Origin of the sequence: Thalassotalea hakodatensis, from assembly GCF_030295995.1 — a bacterium.
Taxonomy (GTDB): Bacteria; Pseudomonadota; Gammaproteobacteria; order Enterobacterales; family Alteromonadaceae; genus Thalassotalea_C; species Thalassotalea_C hakodatensis.
Genome location: NZ_AP027365.1, coordinates 3,030,699 through 3,052,296 on the forward strand (window position 1 = coordinate 3,030,699; position 21,598 = coordinate 3,052,296).

The window sequence follows — 21,598 nt, forward strand, 5'->3', positions numbered from 1 at the left end:
ACGTTAAGGCTATACCTATAGTCGAAATCATTATAATGTGAATCAGTTAAATGTCATACACTAAGTTGACTTTTAATACACTTAATCTAATTTTTTAAAGCAATAAGCGTACCTTTTATACAATGGCAAAAAATAAACCCTCTTACGTCTGCACAGAATGTGGCGCTGATTACTCTCGTTGGCTTGGACAATGCAATGAGTGTAAATCATGGAATACCATTTCAGAATTTAGACAACCAAAGGTTTCAAATAAACAGCAACGCTATGTAGGCTATGCTGGTCAAACTGAAGCACAAGTTCAAACGCTTGATACCATTGATTTAGCAGAATTACCCAGATTTTCCGCAGGTTTTGCAGAGTTCGACCGCGTATTAGGTGGCGGTATTGTACCTGGTAGCGCTATTCTCATCGGCGGTGAACCAGGCGCGGGAAAATCAACATTATTACTGCAAACCATGTGTGCCCTTTCCGAACAGATGTCTGCTTTATACGTTACCGGTGAAGAATCATTACAACAGGTTGCAATGCGCGCTAAAAGGCTTGGCCTAACTGCAGAAAAGTTAAAATTGTTATCGGAAACAAGTGTAGAAAATATTTGTCATATTGCTGAGAAAGAGCAACCTAAAATCATGGTCATCGATTCTATTCAAGTGATGCATATGGCAGATATTCAATCAGCGCCTGGCAGCGTATCACAAGTTAGGGAAGCGGCGGCTTTTCTCACTCGTTTTGCTAAACAAAACCATGTTGCCATGATTTTAGTGGGTCATGTGACAAAAGACGGTGCTTTAGCTGGGCCAAAAGTATTAGAACACTGTATTGATTGCTCTATTATGCTAGAAGGCAGTACCGACTCCCGTTATCGCACCTTACGTGGAAATAAAAACCGCTTTGGCGCAGTGAATGAATTAGGCGTGTTTGCCATGACAGGTACAGGCCTAAAAGAAGTTAAAAACCCATCTGCAATCTTTCTCACCCGAAGCGAAGAACAAACACCAGGGAGTATCGTCATGGTACTTTGGGAGGGAACAAGGCCGTTATTAGTTGAAATTCAAGCGCTTGTTGACCATTCAGCCTTAGGTAACCCACGAAGAGTTGCCGTTGGTGCTGAACAAAATCGCCTCGCCATGTTATTGGCTATTTTAAACCGTCATGGCGGCTTACAAATGAATGATCAAGATGTTTTTGTCAATGTTGTGGGTGGTGTAAAAGTATCTGAAACCAGTGTAGATTTAGCACTCATGTTAGCGTTAGTGTCAAGCTTTCGTGATAAAGCCTTGCCACAAGATTTAGTGGTATTTGGCGAAGTAGGTTTATCTGGAGAAATTAGGCCAGTACCCAGTGGCCAAGAGCGAATTAACGAGGCGGCAAAACATGGTTTTAAACGCGCCATTGTACCTTTTGCAAATATGCCTAAAGATCGTATTGAAGGAATGGAAGTTATTGGCGTAAAAAAAATTAGCGACGCATTAGAAGTCATTTAACGCATATTAAAAAGCTCTAAATAACCAGGAAACTACAATGAAAGTAAACCACGCAATACTCATCCTAAGCCTCAGCTGTATATCTCTGTGTGGCTGGGCAAGTAACAATCCCTTTATCGGCACTTGGCAATTAGTTTCAGGTGAATATGTTAATAATAAAAATGAAATCATTACATATAAATCAATTGGAATACGTTCTCAAAAGGTCATTGGTGAAAAACATTTTAGTTTCGTTACTTTTTCACAAGATAAATTTTGGGCCGCAGGCACAGGTAGTTATCAATTTACCAACACCACCTATAGCGAAAAACCAAGTATGGCGTCATACCCTTTAGAGGGTAATGGTGTATACACCTTTCACTATGAGATGAAAAATGACCAATGGCATAACTCACGCTGGCATGATGGCAAACGCGTTGAGTATGAAATTTGGCAAAAAGTACAATAAAGATTACAAAACCAGCTATTCTTCACTGTGCTTCAACGAAGAAGGTAGATCATGAAGTAGATATTTACTTGTTTTAATTTATTTTATCATTCAAAAATTGGTTATTAATCTTATCAATTAGGTTACTTAGCGGTTCATGGTTGACTTTATTGGGCTAGTCGCCATTATAAGTAGCGTAAAAATGACTTATAAAAACGATAAGAGACATCTATGAAAAAATCACTTTTAGCCATTTCTATCGCTACAATCTTGCTAAGCGCATGTAGCGAACAAACGACCTCAACGACCGTTAGCCAAGAAGCTAGCGTTGAAAATACCGCAGAAACTAGCACAACAGCCAAAGCTGAACTAGGTTCATTCGGTGTAGATTTAACGGCTCGTAACCTTACCGTTAAACCAGGCGACGACTTCTTCATGTACGCTAGTGGCAACTGGTACGATAATTACGAAATGCCAGCAGATAAAACCCGCTATGGTGCATTTAACGCGTTAGCAGAGCGCAGCGAAAAACAAGTTAAAGAAATAATTGATGATGTAACTTCACGCGATAACTTAAATGCTGAAGAACAAAAGGTAGCTGATTTTTATCACAGCTACATGGATGTTGAAACCATCAACAAACTTGGACTATCCCCTATTCAATCGACTCTTGATGACATTGCAGCCGTTGATTCTGTTGATGATTTAACAAAAATGTTTGGTCAAGCATGGTTAACCGGTACGACAAGTCCATTAAGTGGTGGTATGTGGTTTAACCGTTTAGACCCTGACAAGTATGAAATGTCTATCGGTGCAAGCGGATTAGGTATGCCAGATCGCTCATATTATTTAGTAGACAGCGAACGATTTGAAAAAACGCGCGCTGCTTATGTCGCTCACATTGCTGAAATGCTTGCGTTCGCTGGCGTTGAAAACGGTGAAGAAAAAGCAAAAGCCATTTTAGCATTAGAAACGAAAATTGCCGAAGGCCACTGGCCGAGAGAAAAACGACGTAACCGCGACTTAACGTTAAACCAGATTGAACGTGCTAATTTATCAAAAGAATACCCTGGTTTTAACTGGGATCTATACTTTGCTCAAACAGAATATAAAGTTCCCCAATTAAATATTTCACAGCCTGAGCCTGTTAAGGCGATGATCAGCTTAATTAATGATGAAGAGCTAAGTGTGTGGAAAGACTATATGACTTACCATACCATCTCTAATAACTCATCATTACTAGCTGAAGATATTTACGCGGCTAACTTCAAGTTTTACGGTACTGAATTACGCGGCCAACAAGAACCTCGTCCTCGTTGGAAACGTGCTGTAGCTCAAATGTCTGGTACACAATCTCTTGGTTTTGCCATTGGTAAAGTGTACGTAGATAAATACTTTCCTGAGTCATCTAAACAGCAAATGTCTGAGTTAGTTGAAAATTTACGAAAAGCCATGGGCGAGCGTATTGATGGATTAGATTGGATGGGCAAAGAAACAAAAGTAAACGCTCATGAAAAACTAGCCGCTTTCAATCCAAAAATTGGTTACCCTGATGTTTGGCAGTCATTTGACGGTCTTGAAATCTCAAGTAAAGATTTACTTGGCAATATTAAAAACATTCGCCAATTCTTCCGTGCTGACAGTGCGGCCAAAGAATTAGAAAAAACAGATCGTAATCGTTGGGGTATGACACCACAACAAGTTAACGCCTATTACAACAGTTCATTTAATGAAATTGTATTCCCAGCAGCAATATTACAACCACCATTTTTCGATCCAAATGCAGATCCTGCGGTAAACTACGGCGGAATCGGTGCAGTAATTGGTCACGAAATGGGCCATGGATTTGATGATCAAGGGTCAAAATCAGATGCTAACGGTATTCAACGTAATTGGTGGACAGACGAAGATCGTGCCGCATTCGATGCAAAAGCTGATCAACTTGCAGCACAATATAACAAGTACGAACCTATTCCAGAAAACTTTGTAAATGGCCGAAACAGCCTAGGTGAAAACATTGGTGATGTTGGCGGTATCGCGATGGCATACCATGCTTATAAACTAAGCTTAAACGGTAAAGAAGCGCCTATCATTGATGGCTTAACCGGTGATCAACGTTTCTTCCTCGCATGGGCACAAGTATGGAAAGAGAAACGCACTGAGAAAAGTATGTTGAGTCAGCTTCGTGCAGGTACACATGCACCAGGGCGTTTTCGTGCTCTTGCACCAAGAAACCACGACGCTTGGTATAAAGCATTTGATGTTAAAGAAGGTGATAAGCTTTATTTAGCCCCAGAAGATCGTGTACGTATTTGGTAACACACAAAGAGTAAGCAAACAAAAACCGGCTTCAAATTTGCCGGTTTTTTTTATTCTAAAAATATAGAAATTATATCAAACGGTATAACCTTTAATCGGGTTCGTAATCTAAGTTCGCAGACAACCAACGCTCAGCTTGTTCAAGGGTCATCTCCTTACGCGCAGCGTAGTCTAATACTTGGTCTTTTGCCACCTTAGCAACAGCGAAGTATTTACTGTCAGGGTGAGCAAAGTACCAACCACTAACGGCAGCGCCAGGCCACATTGCATAACTTGAAGTAAGTTCCATACCGATATTTTCTTCAACATTAAGTAAACTCCATAACATGCCCTTTTCCGTATGATCAGGACAAGCAGGATAACCAGGTGCAGGGCGTATACCTTGATATTTTTCACGAATTAAGTCTTCATTCGCTAACGACTCATCCGCTGCATAGCCCCAATATTCTGTACGAATTTTTTCATGAAGATATTCAGCTGAAGCCTCAGCTAAACGATCGGCAACCGCTTTTATTAAAATGCTATTATAATCGTCATGCTCAGCATCAAATGCTTTAGTAAGCGCTTCAATACCAAAACCCGCTGAAACAGCAAATGCTCCCATATAATCAGCAACGCCACTGTCCTTATCCGCCACATAATCAGCTAAGCAACGATTAAATTGTCCTGAAGGCTTCTTACTTTGCTGCCTTAACTGATGTAAACGCATCAATGGGGTTTGTTTTGCTTCATCTTCAAAGACCCACAGATCGTCTTGCTCACGATAAGCAGGAAATAATCCAAAGACGGCTTTAGCTTGTAATTTGTTATTAGCAATCACATCATCAATCATCGCATTAGCATCATTGAATAATTTAGTTGCCTCTTCACCTACCACTTCATGCTTTAATATCAGTGGATACTTACCCGATAACTGCCAAGTCATGAAAAATGGTGTCCAATCGATATAGTTACGCACAATGTTTAAATCAAGAGAATCAAGCACTGTGACCCCTAGATGGTTTGGCTTTTTCGGTATGTAATTGTCAAAACTAATCGGTGCAGGATTACTTCGCGCTTGATCTAAGGTGATCAAACTTGAACGAGGTCCTTTTTTATAGTGGCGTTCACGTACTTTTTCATATTCTTTATCTTGTCTTGCGATAAAGTCTGTACGTAGCTCTGCCGATAATAAATTACTCACGACGGAAACTGATCGAGAAGCATTAGGAACGTAAACCACTGGCTGTTTATATTGATGTTCAATTTTTACCGCTGTGTGCGCTTTCGACGTGGTAGCGCCCCCTATAAGTAAAGGTAAATTGAAGCCTTGACGTTCCATTTCTTTTGCTACATGCACCATCTCATCTAACGATGGCGTGATCAAACCCGATAAGCCAATTACATCAACATTTTCTTCTTTTGCTACACGCAAAATGTCATCACATGAAACCATCACGCCTAAATCAATAATATCAAAATTATTACACTGTAACACTACACCGACAATATTTTTGCCTATATCGTGAACGTCACCTTTTACCGTCGCTAAAAGTACTTTACCATTTGAACGCGCTTCAGTTTTTTCGGCTTCAATATAAGGATTTAAATGAGCAACCGCCTGTTTCATTACTCGTGCAGATTTCACCACTTGCGGCAAAAACATTTCACCTGCGCCAAATAAATCACCGACAACATTCATGCCATCCATTAATGGCCCTTCAATTACATCTAACGGTCTCTTCGCTTCTATTCTCGCTTCTTCGGTATCAGTGATAATAAATTCATTTATCCCTTTTACTAATGCATGCTCTAACCGTTTAATTACCGGAAGTTCACGCCAAGAGAGATCAACTTTACTATCTTTTGTCCCCCCCTGACCTCGGAATTTTTCAGCAAGTTCAAGTAATCGTTCCGTTGCTCCATCATCACTATTTTGGATAACGTCTTCCACGGCGGTTTTTAGATCTGTAGGTAAATCTGAGTAAATCGCCAATTGCCCTGCATTTACAATCCCCATATCCATACCATTTTTTATCGCATGGTAGAGAAACACAGCATGTATTGCTTCACGAACAGGGTTATTACCTCTGAACGAGAATGAAACGTTTGACACACCACCTGAAATCATTGCATGAGGTAAATTTTGTTTAATGTCGCCTACCGCTTCAATAAAGTCGACCGCGTAATTATTATGTTCATCTATACCTGTAGCAACAGCAAAAATATTAGGATCAAAAATTATATCTTCTGCTGGAAAGCCTATTTCATCAACAAGAATATGGTATGCACGATGACAAATTTCATATTTACGCTCTCGAGTATCAGCCTGACCTGCTTCATCAAAAGCCATCACGATAACGGCTGCGCCATAACGTCTGAGTAACTTCGCTTGATGCCTAAATTGATCTTCACCTTCTTTTAATGAAATTGAATTAACTACCCCTTTGCCCTGTATGCACTTTAATCCTGCTTCCAAAATGTCCCATTTAGACGAATCGAGCATAATCGGCACTTTTGCAATATCAGGTTCACCAGCAATCAAATTTAAAAATTTAACCATTGCCGCTTGTGAATCCAACATTCCTTCATCCATGTTGATATCAATGATTTGTGCACCGTTTTCAACCTGTTGAAGTGCAACAGCAATAGCTTGTTCATAATTTTCCTCCGTTATTAATCGACGGAAAACCGCTGAACCTGTCACATTAGTTCGTTCACCCACATTAACGAACAATGAGTCTTTATCAATAGTCAGCGCTTCTAAACCTGATAATCGACAAGCAATATTCTTAGTACTGATAGCACGAGGTTCAATATTCGCAACTGTGGCAGCCATACCTTTAATATGTTCAGGTGTGGTTCCACAACAACCACCAATAATATTTAAAAAACCCGATTGCGCCCATTCTTCTACATGAGTATTCATGTCTTCAACGCTAAAATCATATTCACCGAAAGCATTAGGTAAACCAGCATTAGGATGTGCTGATACGGCAAAGTCACAGATTCGACTCATTTCTTGCACATATTGCCTGAGTTCAACCGGCCCTAATGCACAATTTAAACCAAAGGAAATTGGCTTTGCATGTCTTAATGAATTATAAAACGCTTCAGTTGTTTGCCCTGATAAAGTGCGGCCTGAAGCATCAGTAATCGTGCCCGAAATCATGACGGGGTACTTAATACCTAACTCTTCAAATACTGTTTCAACAGCGAATATAGCCGCTTTCGCATTTAGGGTATCAAAGATCGTTTCAATTAAGATAAGATCCGAACCTCCTTCAATAAGCGCATGAGTTGATTCTTTATATGCTTCAACTAACTGATCAAAAGTGACGTTTCGATACGCAGGGTCATTTACATCAGGAGAGATAGAACAAGTTCTATTCGTTGGGCCCAACACACCCGCAACAAAACGTGGTTTGTGCGGTTCTTTTGCGGTAAATTCATCGGCGACTTCACGGGCTAATGCCGCAGCCACTTTATTAATGTCTGCACTATGGGATTCCATGTCATAATCAGCCATTGCGATAGTAGTGGCATTAAAAGTATTTGTTTCAATAATATCAGCGCCTGCAGCAAGATATTCGCTGTGAATAGCTTTAATGATATCTGGTTGCGATAACACCAGCATATCGTTATTACCTTTAACATCTAAGTGCCAATCAGCAAATTGCTCACCACGATAATCTTGTTCTTCCAATTTATAAGCTTGGATCATCGTCCCCATAGCGCCATCAAGAATTAAGATGCGGTTTTCTAATTGCTGTTTCATTAATGAAAAGGAGGTTGAATGTTGCATGTAATGACTCTTTATTAACGTTGATGACTAGGATGAATTGCCTGAATATTATTAGCATCAAGCTGATAGGGTGTAATTTGATAAACGTAATAGTTTAGCCAGTTAGTAAATAAAAGACTGCCGTGGCTTTTCCAGTTACACATTGGCTTTTGTTTAACGTCATTTTCTGGGTAGTAGTTTTCGGGCATTATAGCATTTTCTGAGGTTGTTAGATCACGATGATATTCATCATCTAAGGTAGTCGCATCATATTCTGGGTGTCCCGTTAAATATACTTGCTGCTTATTTTTACTAACGGCCAGATATACTCCAGCTGTAGGCGACTCAGCCACTACGGTTAAATTTGGCACTGACAAATAATCAGCCTTATCAATATAAGCATAACGGGAATGAGGCACATTAAAGTAATCTTCAAATCCACGAGTTAAATCTTCTTTTGCATCTAAAGGAGAATGAAGATAAACGCCTGATAATTTTTTAGGTCGTAAGTGACGGTTCAAGCCATAATGATGATACAAAGCGGCATGCGCAGCCCAACACGAAAACATTGTAGATGTAACATTTCTTTCAGCCCAATCAAATACTTCACAAATTTTATCCCAAAAGGTGACTTTTTCGTATTCTAATAAAGCAAGTGGTGCCCCTGTAACAATAAGACCATCATATTGTTTATGTTTAATATCATCGAATAAACGATAAAAATTATCTAGGTGCTCTTGTGGGGTATGTTTAGATTCTGCTGTATTAATACGGACAAACTCAATATTAATTTGTAATGGCGTATTTGACAGCATTCGACAAATTTGTACTTCCGTTTCAATTTTATTAGGCATCAAGTTTAAAATCGCCACTTCCATGGGACGAATTTCTTGATTAATAGCTCTATGTTCTGACATAACAAATATATTTTCATTATCAAGAACTTGTAAGGCAGGTAGTTGATCAGGAATTTTAATTGGCATTGCATACACCCAAGAGTCGATTCGTATTGTATTTCTCGAAGATAACCTTTACAGATTATTATAGTGTGTAATGTGCCTTGGATTGCTAGCTATGTCAACATCTAAACGTATAGACGTCTAAAACAGTTATGTATAATTTAGATTGAAACTGTCTGATATAGGTATTTTTGATCACTAAAAAACCCAGTAACAATGTTACTGGGTTTTTATTATATTCTAAAGTATAAGGATAAAAAATAAACAAGTCTGCCGTGTTTAAACTTACACGCTCTTGATGTAGCTTACTCGGCTACCGCTTCTTCTTGTTCTGAGCTTTCAGTTTTCTTATTTAAAAACATCTCACGTAAACGAGTATCTAGCTCTTTTGATACTTCAGGGTTTTGACGCATATACTCAACTGCTTTTGCTTTACCTTGACCAATACGATCGCCGTTGTAGCTATACCAAGCACCTGCTTTTTCAACCATCTTATTTTGAACCCCTAAATCAAGCAATTCACCTAAACTGTTGATACCTTCACCATACAAAATTTGAAACTCAACTTGCTTGAATGGCGGTGCTACTTTGTTTTTTACTACCTTAACGCGCGTTTCATTACCCACAATTTCATCGCCATTTTTTACCGCACCAATGCGACGAATGTCTAAACGTACTGAGGCGTAAAATTTAAGTGCATTACCACCTGTTGTTGTTTCTGGGTTACCAAACATAACACCAATTTTCATACGAATTTGGTTGATGAAGATCATCATGGTATTAGATTGTTTAAGGTTACCGGTTAATTTACGCATTGCTTGAGAAAGCATACGTGCTTGAAGACCCATGTGAGAGTCTCCCATGTCACCTTCAATCTCAGCTTTTGGTGTTAGCGCTGCAACCGAGTCAACTACAATCACGTCAACGGCGCCTGAGCGCGTTAACATGTCGCAAATCTCTAATGCTTGTTCACCTGTGTCAGGTTGTGAAACGAGTAATTCATTAATATTCACACCAAGTTTTTCTGCGTAAATAGGATCAAGTGCATGTTCCGCATCAACGAAAGCACATACTTTTCCATTACGCTGCGCTTCGGCAATCACTTCTAGTGTTAAGGTTGTTTTACCACTTGATTCTGGGCCGTATATTTCAACAACTCGTCCCATTGGTAAGCCGCCTGCACCCAGTGCAATATCTAACCCTAAAGAACCTGTAGAAATGGTTTCAACATCCATGCTACGATTCTCACCTAATTTCATGATTGAACCTTTACCAAATTGACGTTCAATTTGACTTAACGCAGCAGAGAGTGCTTTTTCTTTGTTATCGTCCATTTCTTGCTCCAATGTTTCGGATAAATCTTTGTAATGCGCAAAGTATACTGTATGACCGTACAGTATCAAGTTTTTTTTTACATTTATCTTAAAAACTTGTTGTTTTGACCATTTGAAAAGAAATAAAAGGTTAAACGCTTACAATCCACAACGAAAATTTTTTTCAAAAAAGTTAATATTTTTTTCAAAGGAAAGGCAATTGTGGAAGTTTTAAGCAGTAAGACCATTACAAACCCAGTAGACGCATATTTTTTAACCATTTCAAAAAGTAGCTATGATTCATATTTTTTTAGAATTCGTGAATTTTGTAGAGTAATTTTTAAAACAACAGATTTTCAAAAATGCGATTGGAAAAGCTTTACATACATTGATCTCTTACGCTTCATACAACATAAAAAATCACAAGGGATAAGCCCAAATTCACTTAACACATCTATTGCGATCATTAAATCAATTGCATTACATGCTTGGCAATTAGGCTTTATCTCGCTAGAAGAATACACAAAGATCAAACTCACAAAAAAGGTAAAAGGACACCGCTTACCCGCAGGCAGAACACTGGAAATTAATGAAATTCAAGATATTAAGCATTACTATTTTTTAGCTGATGAATTATTAGATATACGAGATTTTGCTATGTTCGCCCTTGGCGTTGGTGCAGGGTTACGAAGAAAAGAGATAACCTTGCTAGACGTTAAACATATTACCAAAGATAATATTTTAGTGAATGGCAAAGGCGACAAGCAACGCTTAGTACCTTTAACATCATTTGTTAAACAAGCTGTTAAACGTTGGCTAAAAGTGGCTGGTATTGGTTCTGGTGCCGTATTTACCAACATAAACACATCACAAAGAATTAGTATTCAAGTTGTTCATCGGTGCTATAAACGCATTGTTCGTAATGTAGAGTGTGAGCCATTCACTGCACATGATTTACGTAGAACTTTCGCTACTTATCTTTTAGACAATAAAGCTGATGTTTTCGCTGTGCAGCTGCTACTTGGACATAGCAACGAAACAACGACTAGACAATATGATCGCAGGGGCGAAAAGATAAAGGCACATGCTATAAAATTATTGCCTTTTTAACGTAACGCTGTGTAAATTTTGCCGCTAATCATAGCCGCTTACCTTTCAGATTTTACGTAGCGTTGTATTTATCCACATTTTACTGGTACCGGTCGCCCTACTTTTGTGAATAATCGGTTATCCTGGCAAACGATTTATTCACATTTTATTGTGGTACCTAACTTTAAATTGTGGATAAGACACAAAAAAGCCGCTTATTTTTAGCGGCTCTTTTTAAAATAACTTAGTTTCTATCTTAGTAAGTCGTTTGTCATACTTCCAAGCGAAATAGATTAACGCGACGAACTGAGCGTTTACGCCCATTGATTCAGCTATTGTTAATATCTCCATTACTGCCTCACTACATCAACAAAACCGTGAATAGTACAATAATCAACACCAACTTTTATTCCTTGGCTAGTTAGCGTTGCTTTTACCATAGCGCGAAATTCTAAGTTTTCACTTTGACAATAGGCACGTGAAATATCACCTACCTGATAGTTAGATGAACAGCCGATCATTAACATGGCCATGAACACCGTTAAAAGAAATTTTACCATTTAGGCCCCCTAAATTTTATACCCCAATACATGACTTTTGCTTTTATGCGATTAACGCCATTAGCGCGGCATGCTTCGTAATACATTTTGTGTACGTCTTTGTGTGGCCGTGAACGTGTCACGCAATAAACATCATGCACGATTGACGCATAACGATGTTTTCCCACAAAAGGCGAACCAATAAAAAACCACAACCAACGCGGAATACTTGAACCGTCAACAATAGAGCCTTTAGGCGCTACCCAAATAACGCCTTGTTTATCAATAAAGGTAAAATCTTCTAATAGTTGAACTTTTCGTTCAGGTAGCCAACGCGTTAACGGTTGACCACTAAACATAGATATAACGCCATGTTTTAAGCGGGCTTATTAAACGAGTTAATAACCACATGTTAGCCCCCTGTTTGCGCGTTGTTGATTTGGTCTAAGCTTGAACCATGAATTTGTTCATATATCCAACCGCCAAGCTTGAAGTTGCTATTACCCGTTACTTTTGCTCCAACAGCATCAACACCAGAAGCAAACACGTTATCATCGTTTATCGGGTTAACTGCATCACCGACAGCCGCAGCTGCTGCACGTGCTTTCTTTTCACCGTAGTAAAGAACAACACCACCAACGGCCGCGACTGCCAACACCATGCCGACTTTTGAGTCTAATAGTTTCGTTACTTGCATTATGCAAACCCCCTTTCAAAACCTTCGATAAGCTGATCGCTGCCGTATGGCTGCATGCCGTTTTCATGGCGCGTTATTGCTGCCATTAATGCAGGGTATTCGCCAGTTTCTAAGGGTTCATTAGGGTTAACACCAACTATTTGAGCTGCATGGTTAACGTAACTTTGTGTATTATTCTCAATAGGTGGAGCCCATCTATTTATAATTTGCTCAATGGTATTGAGTTGATATAAATCACGATAGTTACGCAGAATACGCGCCATTGCTCGCAAGCCATTCTCGGCAGTATCAAAAATAATAAAGCCTGCTTCATCTTTACCGATAGCGCCTTGCCATTCTTGCCAGTTACCCGTGGCGCGAATATTACCCGCGTTATTGTTACGGATGCCTCGCGGCATGCGTGAATTATTCATATATAAAAGCCCTCCAACGGCTAATAAAAGTAAACTAAACTTGTTCATCTGGTGAGCCGTCTGCTAACAGTTCATCAACTCGCGCAGCTGTTAAAATGCCAACACTTTTAAGATAATTAAGCCCGTCTATTGTTTGCTGAAAATCGAGATCAACAAATGAACTTGCTAGTAAATCTTCATTAAGCACTTGCACAACTGGATCATTACTTGTCTTAACCGCTGATTTTTCCGCTAACGTCATACGACGACGAAACGAACCTATCGAGATGATGCGAATTTTTGCTTCTGGCATATCTCCGCTGGGATAAAGCGAACCAACAATAAAATCTTGATTAACGAGTGTTAACGATTCATCTATAACTGGATTAGTTGAGCTTTGCTTGCTAACAACAACGCCATTAACAATTTTTACGTAATTAAACATACTCAATCACCTCCCAAGAAACATTTGCCGTTCTTGTCGTTGCATCATGCCTTAAACGCAAATTAGTATCCGTTGTTAACTCACCTCTACTCAATGAATTGGCACTTTGTGACCAACCACTAGACATAAGATTAATAAAAGCTTTTTCTCTGTTTACTTTTGCGATTGTTATATCCAAAGCAGAACTTAAACTTGCAGTTCCACGCTGAATTGATTTTACAGGGCTAGTATTAAGAAGTTTCATTTAGCTAAACTCCTCTAAAATTCTAACCTCAGTGCCCGCATTAACAGGTATTAACGTTAACGCGCCTCTGTTTTCCCATTCCATTGCACCAGTAACAAGAATGCCGTCATCAACTGAACTCACATAACAATCACCAGATAGTTGTATCAACGCTGTTTTTCTGTTTTCTGAAAAACTTAATACTTGCGAGCCGTTCACCGTATCGTTTAACGTTTGAATCGGTAGTGTTTGCGAACTGCTACCCGTTGAATTAACCGTAACTGTTGAAGCACCGCTTAAGCGATCATCGTCAGCAATATCTAACCCCGCAAAGTACTCAATTGTTTGGTCAACATCACTGACAATTGTAAATTTTGTATAAGGCGCTGGACGACTAGAAAAATTTAAGCCTATACCCGCTAATAATGGCGTTGATAAACTCCATTCGCCGTTATCATACGAGCTATAAAAATCAATATTAACTAGCGCTTGTGCTGAAAAAATACGGAAAAAACGACCTGTTAAGCCAATATCAGCGGGAACACCCGCTTTTAATACTAATTTCTTCATTTTTTAATCACCATGGCGACCGCTAACGCGCCCACACCCATCATTACGTATTTAACCATGTTAGTGCTTGCCTCTGAATTATCTTCAGTACCTAAAGAACCCGCTATTTGAAGCGCATTATCTAGCCCCGCCTCTTGTAATACGGCCATATCTGTTAACGCGGTTTGTGTTTGGCTTGTTAAATCAGCTAAATTACTGCCGTATTCACTTGTAAGCTGTGCATTTTGTGACAATGATTGACTTGTTAAATCAGCTATATTACTGCCGAAAAAATCTGTAGTATCTTTCAAATCACTCGCGAACTGACTCGCCAACGCTGTATTGTTATTAATTGCAAATTGCATGTTCTGGCTTTCGCGTTCCGATGAACGTTCCAAAGCTGCACCAAAGCCCTCAATTAAATAATTGTTATTATCGAGAACCTTTTCAGTTAACGCGTTATTGTTAGATAACGTTGAGTCTGTCAAATACGCTAAGTTATCACCGAAGTTGTTCGCTAAATTTGCGTTAGACTCGACCACATCACCCGCGAGTGACATAAACGTATCGGCGTTTTCCCCTGCTTCCATGATAGCCAGTTCAGATAAGGCATTAGCCCCATCATTAGCCGTTAAAACACCATTAATTGCACCTAATGAAATAGATTCGTTAGTAACTAAAGCGTCATTAACTATGCCGATAGCCCCCTCAACTGCACCATGATCAACGCTTGTGAAATGATTACCACTCCCGTTCACTAAAAAGCCGTTATTGTCCCCACCAATACCAATAGAAACAGAGGTGTTATCGCTTCTGCTTGTTTGGCTTGATCGAGATTTAGATCCACTCATAATTTTAAATACTCATTGTATAAACAACTTCTAACTGCACCCAGCCAAATTCGGCTGCTAATCGCTCCATTCCTTTTCTGTGCGTGTGCATTCTTGCACTTGTACAATTATGTTGTTTTGCTAATTTTTTTAATGTTCTGCCCGCCTTTACAAGTCCTTTACCCTCGGCACACATGACAATTAATTCTTTTTCATTTTCGTAGTGTTCGAAGCGAGTAATAAAGCAACAATCACCAATTAAAAAAGCCTCTGCTTTTTTGGCTTCTAATGATTTGCGAATTGCTTCAACATCGTATCGAACAGACTTAGAGCATAGTTTTAGCGCTTGTTCTGTTGAAACAGGTGTTACCTTTTCCAAAGTAACACCGCCACAACTGCCAAGCCTGCAATCATAATCATTTGATTGTTATTATCTTTAGCGCCAAACGTCATATTTCCGACGTTATAACTAGAATCACTACCAAAGTCGCCATTAGTGGCCGTTGCCGATGAACTCGCCGACATACCCCCGCCGCCGCCACCCATGAAACCGCTGAGCATATTACCCATCTTTGTTCGCCTTACGATTACGTAAATAATCGAGTAAAAGACCCGCCGCGACCGAAGCCGCGACAGTAAAAGCAAATGTTTTTTTGTTCACTTGCCACCCCTATTTTTTAGCGATTAAGAAAACCGCAGCTAATGCAGCCGCACCAATAACAAGCTGATTTGTGGATAAACCACCAAAACCACTTGTAGTATTATTGGTTGCTTGGCTTAACTGTTCAGACGTTAACGGCACTTGGCCGTTGCCTTGCGGTTGCTCAACCGTATTATTAAGTTGAGCTTGCCCCGCACCAGTCACATCAGCTTGATATTGCGAATCTCGCATTTTTAAATACGAGTCAGCCAAGCTAAAAAAGGAGTCTATATAACCGCCTGAATTAGGTGGATTCATACATCACCCCCTTATTAAATACCGTTAAACTCGGTTAAATACTCAACCACAATATCGAATGCACCCGCAGTATCTAAAAACGGACGTAAACGAAAATCTTGAACGCGCTGTGTATTGCCGCTTGAATCAAGCCATGTCATTGCTAATGCTTGAGCGGGATCACCTTCTAAATGAAAATCAACAGAAGTGTGTGCGGCTGCATCAGGGTTGCGGCCATGGTCAACTTGAATGCCTGCGCCTAGCGTTTTAGCCAGTTCATAGACTTTCACGTCATCAACTTCAACTTCTACTTTAGAAATATCAGGCTTAAACAAGTGAATTGCAGCAATACGCCCTTCTTTAGGGATATTATCTATCTCTTTAATGCCAGACGTTGCCGAGCTAGCAGGAAAGCGTTTCACTTTTGTGATCATGCCTAGCGGCAATTGATTTGATTTAACCGCATACGCATCAATAACAGGTGCAGCTGCTGCCGCATCAATATCGAATTTGATTTCAAATGTTTGAACGTCAGCCGTTCCGATTGCAGTCATTCGACGTAATGCAATGTTTTCCATCTCAGGGCGTACAAAGTGGAACGTTAAAACACCCGCTTTGATATTACGCTTATAGTGCTTATTCATTGCTTGTAAGCGAACACCATCGGTATACGTTTGAATTGGCTTACCATTGATTAACACTTCAATGTTTTTGATTTGTGCCAGAGTGACACCCGCATATTCTAAATGAATAGAATCATACGTTACGCCACGCGGAATAATTAGCGTAGCAGTTGAACCCGCTTGCACATTTGCAAGACTAGGTAGTTTCGTAAATTTACGAGCCATTTATCGTACCTCCGATTAGCCAGTGATACGACGAACAGCCGTTACCTTTGAACGAGCCATAGTTGCTAATAGCGAACCCGCTGCAACTAGTAAAATTGTTTTAAATGCTGATTTAGGCATTGTTAATGTCTCCCGACAGTTACTTTAAATATTGCGAAATTGCAGTATTCAAAATGCCTTTAAATCAATTTTTAGGCGAAAAAAAAGCGCCTTAAAGCGCCTTTTTCCGTTAACGGTTTTTATTCTGTTAAAAGCCTATAACAAAAGTAAAAAATGGCTAAGTAACAAATAAAACCCAAGCCACCACCGATTAAAATTACCAGTGTATCTATATCAATCAAAAATCACTTTCCATGCTATTGCGCCAAGCAATACTGATACTGTCAGTAGAAACATTGACATGCTAAAAATAAAAAGTTCTTCCATTATGCTGCCGCCTTATATTCATCTAATGGCTTTTGCCAGTTTTCTTTAGAGTTTCCACGCATAACCACATTAGAAAGCATGTCGCGTTCTAAGTAATCAAGCGCTTTTAACTCGGTTAAATCGTTAACGTGAACATCGAGTTCAGCCGCCATATATTTGCGATCTTTTGCGCGTGACATTCGACCGACCCAAATACTAGATAAATTACCCAATATGGTTTTATCTGATTCACTTGGCCGCTGTGTTACTGCGTATAAGGTAATGCCACGTTTACGGCCGCGACTCACTAACGTGTGCCAACCTTGCGGCGCTTTACCCGGTGAAGTCACCCCCGCAATTTCTTCGGCTACTGCAACACAATTACCCCAAGCAAAAACAGCTTTTGACCATACGTTAAAAGCGGCTTCACCGTTGGCAACATAACGAATTCGTAAACCGCCTTTAGGGTTTTGCTTTAACTTGGTTAAAAGTGCCTGTGCATTCGTTACCGTAATGATATTGGCAAGTTCACCGTATTCATCATCTGGATCGAATATCACCAAGCGCTTAGCTTTTATAATCTTTGATTTCACTTTGTACGACTTACCAGAGCCAGAAGAACCACAAAACAATTCAATGCAGGCTTTGCGCGTTGTATCTATGCGTTTAGTCAAGTTTGAAGCCCTCCTGTTCTTGATACGTTGGCCGATAATCAACAACGGGTTTTATCCCTTCGGCTTTCTCTGGTGGCTTCTCTGGTTGTTTAGGTGGCTTGTTCACCTCTTTTTCAGGTTCAGCGATGATATGAGGAGCAACGACCATTCCCGTTACCGTTAGCGCGGTTAATTCAACACCGAACACGCTACCCGCATCAGGGAAGTATTTATCAAGTAAATCGCCGTAAGCTTCCGCTAACGCTTTTTTGTGCTTTTCTGGCACATTCCATTTGCTAGCAAAAATATCAAAACCCGCTGATATGATCGGGTATAACAATTCGGCCGTTTCGATATGCTCAGATTCAACATGTTCGACAATTTCGCCCGTTTCACCAATTACCCCACCGTCAACGCTTTCAGCCTCGGCTAAAATCGCATCGAGTTCGCTTATCTGCGCTAAATCATCATCAATTACGGGTTGCTGTTCTTCCTGCTCGATTTCTTGTTCATCATTCATCGTCATCGTCCTCCAGCAGCCAAGAAAGTGCCGATTTTTTGCGTTTAGGCGTTACGCTTTCACCCGTTAACGCTTTTTCAGGTCGCTTTTGTTCGCCTTTTTCCGTTAACGGTTTTTCAGGTTCGCTTTGTTGCGTGATGGTTACGACTGGAGGCGCACCCGCGTATAACGTTTCAAGTCGAATGTTTTCGGGTTGTGTTGCATCAGGCCATAACACCGCTTTTTCACGTAACCATTGTTGACCTTGCGGTAAATTAGGCGTGATTTTGCCAAACTGCGAGAAGTAATAGAGCTTGCCGCGCTTATCAGCACGAACAACCGATAAGTGACCCGATAACGGGCATTTAATATGTCCGATATTATTATTCGCCATAACAAAGCGCCTTAGCTAAAGTTGCATTAAAACGGTTTTGCAAATCTGCTACCCGTTCAACGTGCTTTCTAGCGTTCATGATGCTTGCTGACTTAGCGATTTTTGTTTCTGCGTGTAATTCAGAAACGAGAAATAATAGGCTATCTTTAGCCTCTTTTGATATTTGCATTTTCGATGTCTCCCGACAGTGAAAAAGCCCGTAAAACGGGCGCTAATTATTTTACAATGGTGTCACTACACAATTCAGCGCGTATGCTGTATATGTGAAAGCCTTTCGGAATACGACTGATAACGTGATGAATGGCAGCCGTTGACGATTTGCGATCTAAAACAATAAATTTTTCTTCACATTCGCGCGTTCTCTCGGTATTGACTGAGGAAATTAGTACAACATAGTTGTTTAATTTAGGTTTTTTCTTAGGTTGGTTTTCATTCACTTTAATGTCTCCCGACAGTTATATTATAAAAAGATTAACCCGTAATTTTGCGAAGTTGCTCGACTGCGTTCTCGGCCGTTGCTATCTCCAGTGCAGCCTTTCGTTTTTTGTCGTGTAGATTATCAATAACCAAATCGGCCGCGTTGATTTCATCAACACAAAAATCGATACGCTCGTTGAGTTGTTCTATTTTGCTTTGGAAAGTGTTGAGCGTTTGCTCAGTGGTTGGCATAAGCCATTTATTGAGTAGGTATTTAAACATTTCTTTGTCTCCCGACAATAAAATATGGTTTAAGTTGTTGCTAGCGCTTCACAGCGTGAGCGGTCGAAAACAATATACCTAGTCATGAATAAATATACAAGCTTTATTCACATAAAGCGCATACTTATTCACTTAATCATCATGCAATTTTATCGTTAAATTTTTGGGCGAAAATTTTACTTCGTTTCAATAATGGTGAACGGGCAACGAAAGCACTTCGTAAAATACACTCTGCTAGCCGCAACGCAACCTCTCTACTGTTTTATTGTTGATTTTATTGAAATAGGTTACTTGGCTTAACGCCTCTTACACGCCCTTACAGGGCGCGCGCTTAAATGTGGTCGCTAGCGCTCCAACTCTCAACCTTGATGTGAAGGCCAACGCTATACCGTTGAAAGCTATTTACCTGTCCTTGCTGTACTTTCCGCTTCGCTCCAAGTACAGCAAGCCCCTAGCAAATCAGTATTAAAAATACCGAACAAATTCGGCTGATAACACTTAAATTGCCATGGTCTGCTATACGTGGAACAAAGCAGTTAAAAACATACTGGTATCAATACGCTTTTAGCTGCTCTCCAACGCACATTGGCAGGCTCTCGAAGTGCTTTCGCACGCCCATTACCAAACGCCCTGCCAAAGCAAACGTACTACGTAACTACCTCGCCTTTTTAACGTGCTGCCGTTGGTCTACCCGTTGCACTTGTCACATAGCGGGGCTTCACTCCCGCACGTTTGCCGCTTCTTACATCGCTAGCTTTTGGTAACACTCCCGTGATAACTAGCTTGAGTCGCTCAGACTCCTGTTTTAAAGCATGTATACAACCACAAAACTCTATGATCCAATCGCATACTGATTAGCTAAAAAACCTTGTTTAACGAGCAAAAGAAAGCCCCCGTCAAAGGACAGAGGCTTTGTTTTAATCGTTAGTTGGTAAGTTGACTTTTAACCAATCTCTTAAACCGTATGGCTTGAAGCCTGTACGCATAATTTGCTCAACATCTTCATCGGTCGCATACGCATCTAAAAAACCTGCGTATTCTTTAGTCATGCCCGTACTTAAATCTTTTACAAACACTAAAGTTAAATAAGCGCCTATTGATGATAAGTAGAATTCACCATGTTGAAGATACTTCATACCATTTACTTCGATATTCATTACAGCCCCCTTGAAGCGAAAAGCTTCGATAAAATTAATTTCTTTAACAAGGGAACATTAGCGGGATTAAGCTTGGCTTGGGTAAGTAATCGAGCGCGATATTTATCGCGATTATTTACAATTGTAAGTCTTTGTTCAGTCACGGTTAATTATTCTCTTGTCATTATCCCTCTTGCAAAAAAACGGCAGGGCTTCGTTGCACCTCCACCCCGCCAACAAGAGCTAGTTAGATTTAAAATGGCTTTCGCAGTTATGAACTGACTTAACGATTGATACGCAAACAACAATCAGTAAAACCACTTGTGCTGCGAAAGCAGAAGAGATATTAAATGATAGCTTCACACCTGTAAAGGCAGGCTTTTCGTGTTGCTTTAGGGTTTACATAGGGCTAAACTTTTAGTTAGCAAACAACAATCAGGTGGTAACATGACTCTGCAAGACTTACTAGATAAGGTCTGTGATGGAATGTCAGACAATAAGACATCACAAAAACTTGGAATTACACGTATTTCATTTAGTAAATACAGAAATGGACATGCCATTCCAAACGATGATGTGTTAGAAAAAATGATAGAGATTAGCGGACTTGATCCAATAGAAGTATATACAGCCGCTTATGCTGAAAAGGTGCATAACCCATTAGTGGCAAAGGCATTTAGAGAGTACAAATCTATTGTTGCATAACATTTTAGACTCAGTAAAAAGCCGCTTTTTAGCGGTTTTTTAGTACCTATAGAAAGTTGTTAATAATTTAATTTTCGTGTTTTTGTTGGATTTTTTAGGCGTGAATTCTTATACAGTATAGAAACCCTGATACAGCCAGTATTTTAGCGCTTTGGGGTGACACGTGTATGACCGTACAGTATCAAGTTTTTTTTTATTATAAAGTAGTTTTTTTGCTGAATTAAACAGTAGTATCTTGTTTATATTGAAAATTTTATTCGCTTTAAGGTTTAGCTAACAAACAAAAAAAAACG

Annotated in this window: 27 protein-coding genes; 5 read left to right on the forward strand and 22 right to left on the reverse strand. The window is 39.8% G+C overall.

Annotated elements, in window-relative coordinates; genetic code table 11:
• Positions 1-122: 122 nt before the first annotated feature.
• From radA to QUE72_RS13385, 3 genes are all read left to right on the forward strand, one after another.
• On the forward strand, positions 123-1,484 hold the full coding sequence (gene radA / locus QUE72_RS13375) for a DNA repair protein RadA (protein WP_286269509.1): 1,362 nt from the start codon (positions 123-125) through the stop codon (positions 1,482-1,484).
• Positions 1,485-1,521: 37 nt separating this feature from the next.
• Entirely contained in the window at positions 1,522-1,932 is a 411-nt protein-coding gene (locus QUE72_RS13380; protein ID WP_286269511.1) for a hypothetical protein, read from the forward strand.
• 210 nt (positions 1,933-2,142) lie between these two features.
• Entirely contained in the window at positions 2,143-4,230 is a 2,088-nt protein-coding gene (locus QUE72_RS13385) for a M13 family metallopeptidase (RefSeq protein ID WP_286269512.1), read from the forward strand.
• Between the two features lie 91 nt (positions 4,231-4,321).
• Here the strand turns inward: QUE72_RS13385 and metH are convergent, their stop codons facing one another.
• From metH to recA, 3 genes are all read right to left on the reverse strand, one after another.
• Complete coding sequence (gene metH, locus QUE72_RS13390) at positions 4,322-8,014, reverse strand: methionine synthase (protein ID WP_286269513.1); 3,693 nt, start codon at positions 8,012-8,014, stop codon at positions 4,322-4,324.
• A 14-nt stretch (positions 8,015-8,028) separates the two neighbouring features.
• The gene (locus tag QUE72_RS13395; protein ID WP_286269516.1) at positions 8,029-8,976 is read right to left on the reverse strand and encodes a homoserine O-succinyltransferase; all 948 of its coding nucleotides are present in this window, start codon (positions 8,974-8,976) and stop codon (positions 8,029-8,031) included.
• A gap of 281 nt (positions 8,977-9,257) precedes the next feature.
• Positions 9,258-10,286, reverse strand: a complete 1,029-nt coding sequence (gene recA / locus QUE72_RS13400; protein ID WP_074496015.1) for a recombinase RecA — start codon at positions 10,284-10,286, stop codon at positions 9,258-9,260.
• Between the two features lie 201 nt (positions 10,287-10,487).
• Between recA and QUE72_RS13405 the strand changes: the two genes are divergently transcribed.
• Positions 10,488-11,375 (forward strand): tyrosine-type recombinase/integrase, encoded by an 888-nt coding sequence (locus QUE72_RS13405; protein ID WP_286269517.1) that lies wholly within the window; start codon positions 10,488-10,490, stop codon positions 11,373-11,375.
• Between the two features lie 329 nt (positions 11,376-11,704).
• Here QUE72_RS13405 and QUE72_RS13410 read toward each other — a convergent pair whose 3' ends face one another.
• The 19 genes from QUE72_RS13410 to QUE72_RS13500 all read right to left on the reverse strand — a co-directional run bounded on the left by QUE72_RS13410 (position 11,705) and on the right by QUE72_RS13500 (position 20,621).
• The gene (locus tag QUE72_RS13410; RefSeq protein WP_286269518.1) at positions 11,705-11,914 is read right to left on the reverse strand and encodes a hypothetical protein; all 210 of its coding nucleotides are present in this window, start codon (positions 11,912-11,914) and stop codon (positions 11,705-11,707) included.
• Positions 11,908-12,252, reverse strand: coding sequence for a DUF1353 domain-containing protein (locus QUE72_RS13415; RefSeq protein WP_286269519.1), 345 nt, complete (start codon positions 12,250-12,252; stop codon positions 11,908-11,910). The genes QUE72_RS13410 and QUE72_RS13415 overlap by 7 nt, the downstream gene beginning before the upstream one ends.
• A gap of 53 nt (positions 12,253-12,305) precedes the next feature.
• A complete protein-coding gene (locus QUE72_RS13420) occupies positions 12,306-12,590 on the reverse strand; it encodes a hypothetical protein (RefSeq protein ID WP_286269520.1) in 285 nt (94 codons plus the stop codon).
• Entirely contained in the window at positions 12,590-13,003 is a 414-nt protein-coding gene (locus QUE72_RS13425; protein WP_286269521.1) for a virion protein, read from the reverse strand. The genes QUE72_RS13420 and QUE72_RS13425 overlap by 1 nt, the downstream gene beginning before the upstream one ends.
• A gap of 34 nt (positions 13,004-13,037) precedes the next feature.
• Positions 13,038-13,427: a hypothetical protein gene (locus QUE72_RS13430; protein ID WP_286269522.1), complete on the reverse strand. Its 390-nt coding sequence runs from the start codon at positions 13,425-13,427 to the stop codon at positions 13,038-13,040.
• Complete coding sequence (locus QUE72_RS13435; RefSeq protein WP_286269523.1) at positions 13,420-13,671, reverse strand: hypothetical protein; 252 nt, start codon at positions 13,669-13,671, stop codon at positions 13,420-13,422. Before QUE72_RS13435 ends, QUE72_RS13430 begins: the two co-directional genes overlap by 8 nt.
• Positions 13,672-14,220: a hypothetical protein gene (locus tag QUE72_RS13440; protein ID WP_286269525.1), complete on the reverse strand. Its 549-nt coding sequence runs from the start codon at positions 14,218-14,220 to the stop codon at positions 13,672-13,674.
• Positions 14,217-15,050, reverse strand: a complete 834-nt coding sequence (locus tag QUE72_RS13445) for a hypothetical protein (protein WP_286269527.1) — start codon at positions 15,048-15,050, stop codon at positions 14,217-14,219. Before QUE72_RS13445 ends, QUE72_RS13440 begins: the two co-directional genes overlap by 4 nt.
• A gap of 4 nt (positions 15,051-15,054) precedes the next feature.
• Complete coding sequence (locus tag QUE72_RS13450) at positions 15,055-15,408, reverse strand: hypothetical protein (RefSeq protein WP_286269528.1); 354 nt, start codon at positions 15,406-15,408, stop codon at positions 15,055-15,057.
• Complete coding sequence (locus QUE72_RS13455) at positions 15,396-15,599, reverse strand: hypothetical protein (protein ID WP_286269530.1); 204 nt, start codon at positions 15,597-15,599, stop codon at positions 15,396-15,398. Before QUE72_RS13455 ends, QUE72_RS13450 begins: the two co-directional genes overlap by 13 nt.
• A gap of 100 nt (positions 15,600-15,699) precedes the next feature.
• Positions 15,700-15,987 (reverse strand): hypothetical protein, encoded by a 288-nt coding sequence (locus QUE72_RS13460; protein ID WP_286269532.1) that lies wholly within the window; start codon positions 15,985-15,987, stop codon positions 15,700-15,702.
• A gap of 14 nt (positions 15,988-16,001) precedes the next feature.
• Entirely contained in the window at positions 16,002-16,814 is an 813-nt protein-coding gene (locus QUE72_RS13465; RefSeq protein WP_286269533.1) for a major capsid protein P2, read from the reverse strand.
• Positions 16,815-17,239: 425 nt separating this feature from the next.
• Positions 17,240-17,893 carry a P-loop NTPase family protein gene (locus QUE72_RS13470; protein WP_286269534.1) on the reverse strand — a complete coding sequence of 218 codons (654 nt, stop codon included), beginning with the start codon at positions 17,891-17,893 and terminating at the stop codon, positions 17,240-17,242.
• The gene (locus QUE72_RS13475; RefSeq protein ID WP_286269535.1) at positions 17,886-18,392 is read right to left on the reverse strand and encodes a hypothetical protein; all 507 of its coding nucleotides are present in this window, start codon (positions 18,390-18,392) and stop codon (positions 17,886-17,888) included. Before QUE72_RS13475 ends, QUE72_RS13470 begins: the two co-directional genes overlap by 8 nt.
• Positions 18,385-18,765 carry a hypothetical protein gene (locus tag QUE72_RS13480; protein WP_286269536.1) on the reverse strand — a complete coding sequence of 127 codons (381 nt, stop codon included), beginning with the start codon at positions 18,763-18,765 and terminating at the stop codon, positions 18,385-18,387. The genes QUE72_RS13475 and QUE72_RS13480 overlap by 8 nt, the downstream gene beginning before the upstream one ends.
• A complete protein-coding gene (locus tag QUE72_RS13485; protein ID WP_286269537.1) occupies positions 18,755-18,934 on the reverse strand; it encodes a hypothetical protein in 180 nt (59 codons plus the stop codon). Before QUE72_RS13485 ends, QUE72_RS13480 begins: the two co-directional genes overlap by 11 nt.
• A 46-nt stretch (positions 18,935-18,980) precedes the next feature.
• Positions 18,981-19,202 carry a hypothetical protein gene (locus QUE72_RS13490; RefSeq protein ID WP_286269538.1) on the reverse strand — a complete coding sequence of 74 codons (222 nt, stop codon included), beginning with the start codon at positions 19,200-19,202 and terminating at the stop codon, positions 18,981-18,983.
• A 34-nt stretch (positions 19,203-19,236) separates the two neighbouring features.
• Positions 19,237-19,464 (reverse strand): hypothetical protein, encoded by a 228-nt coding sequence (locus tag QUE72_RS13495; RefSeq protein WP_286269540.1) that lies wholly within the window; start codon positions 19,462-19,464, stop codon positions 19,237-19,239.
• Between the two features lie 917 nt (positions 19,465-20,381).
• Entirely contained in the window at positions 20,382-20,621 is a 240-nt protein-coding gene (locus QUE72_RS13500; protein ID WP_286269542.1) for a hypothetical protein, read from the reverse strand.
• Positions 20,622-21,086: 465 nt separating this feature from the next.
• Between QUE72_RS13500 and QUE72_RS13505 the strand changes: the two genes are divergently transcribed.
• Positions 21,087-21,305, forward strand: coding sequence for a helix-turn-helix domain-containing protein (locus QUE72_RS13505; protein ID WP_286269544.1), 219 nt, complete (start codon positions 21,087-21,089; stop codon positions 21,303-21,305).
• The last annotated feature ends 293 nt before the right edge of the window (positions 21,306-21,598 follow it).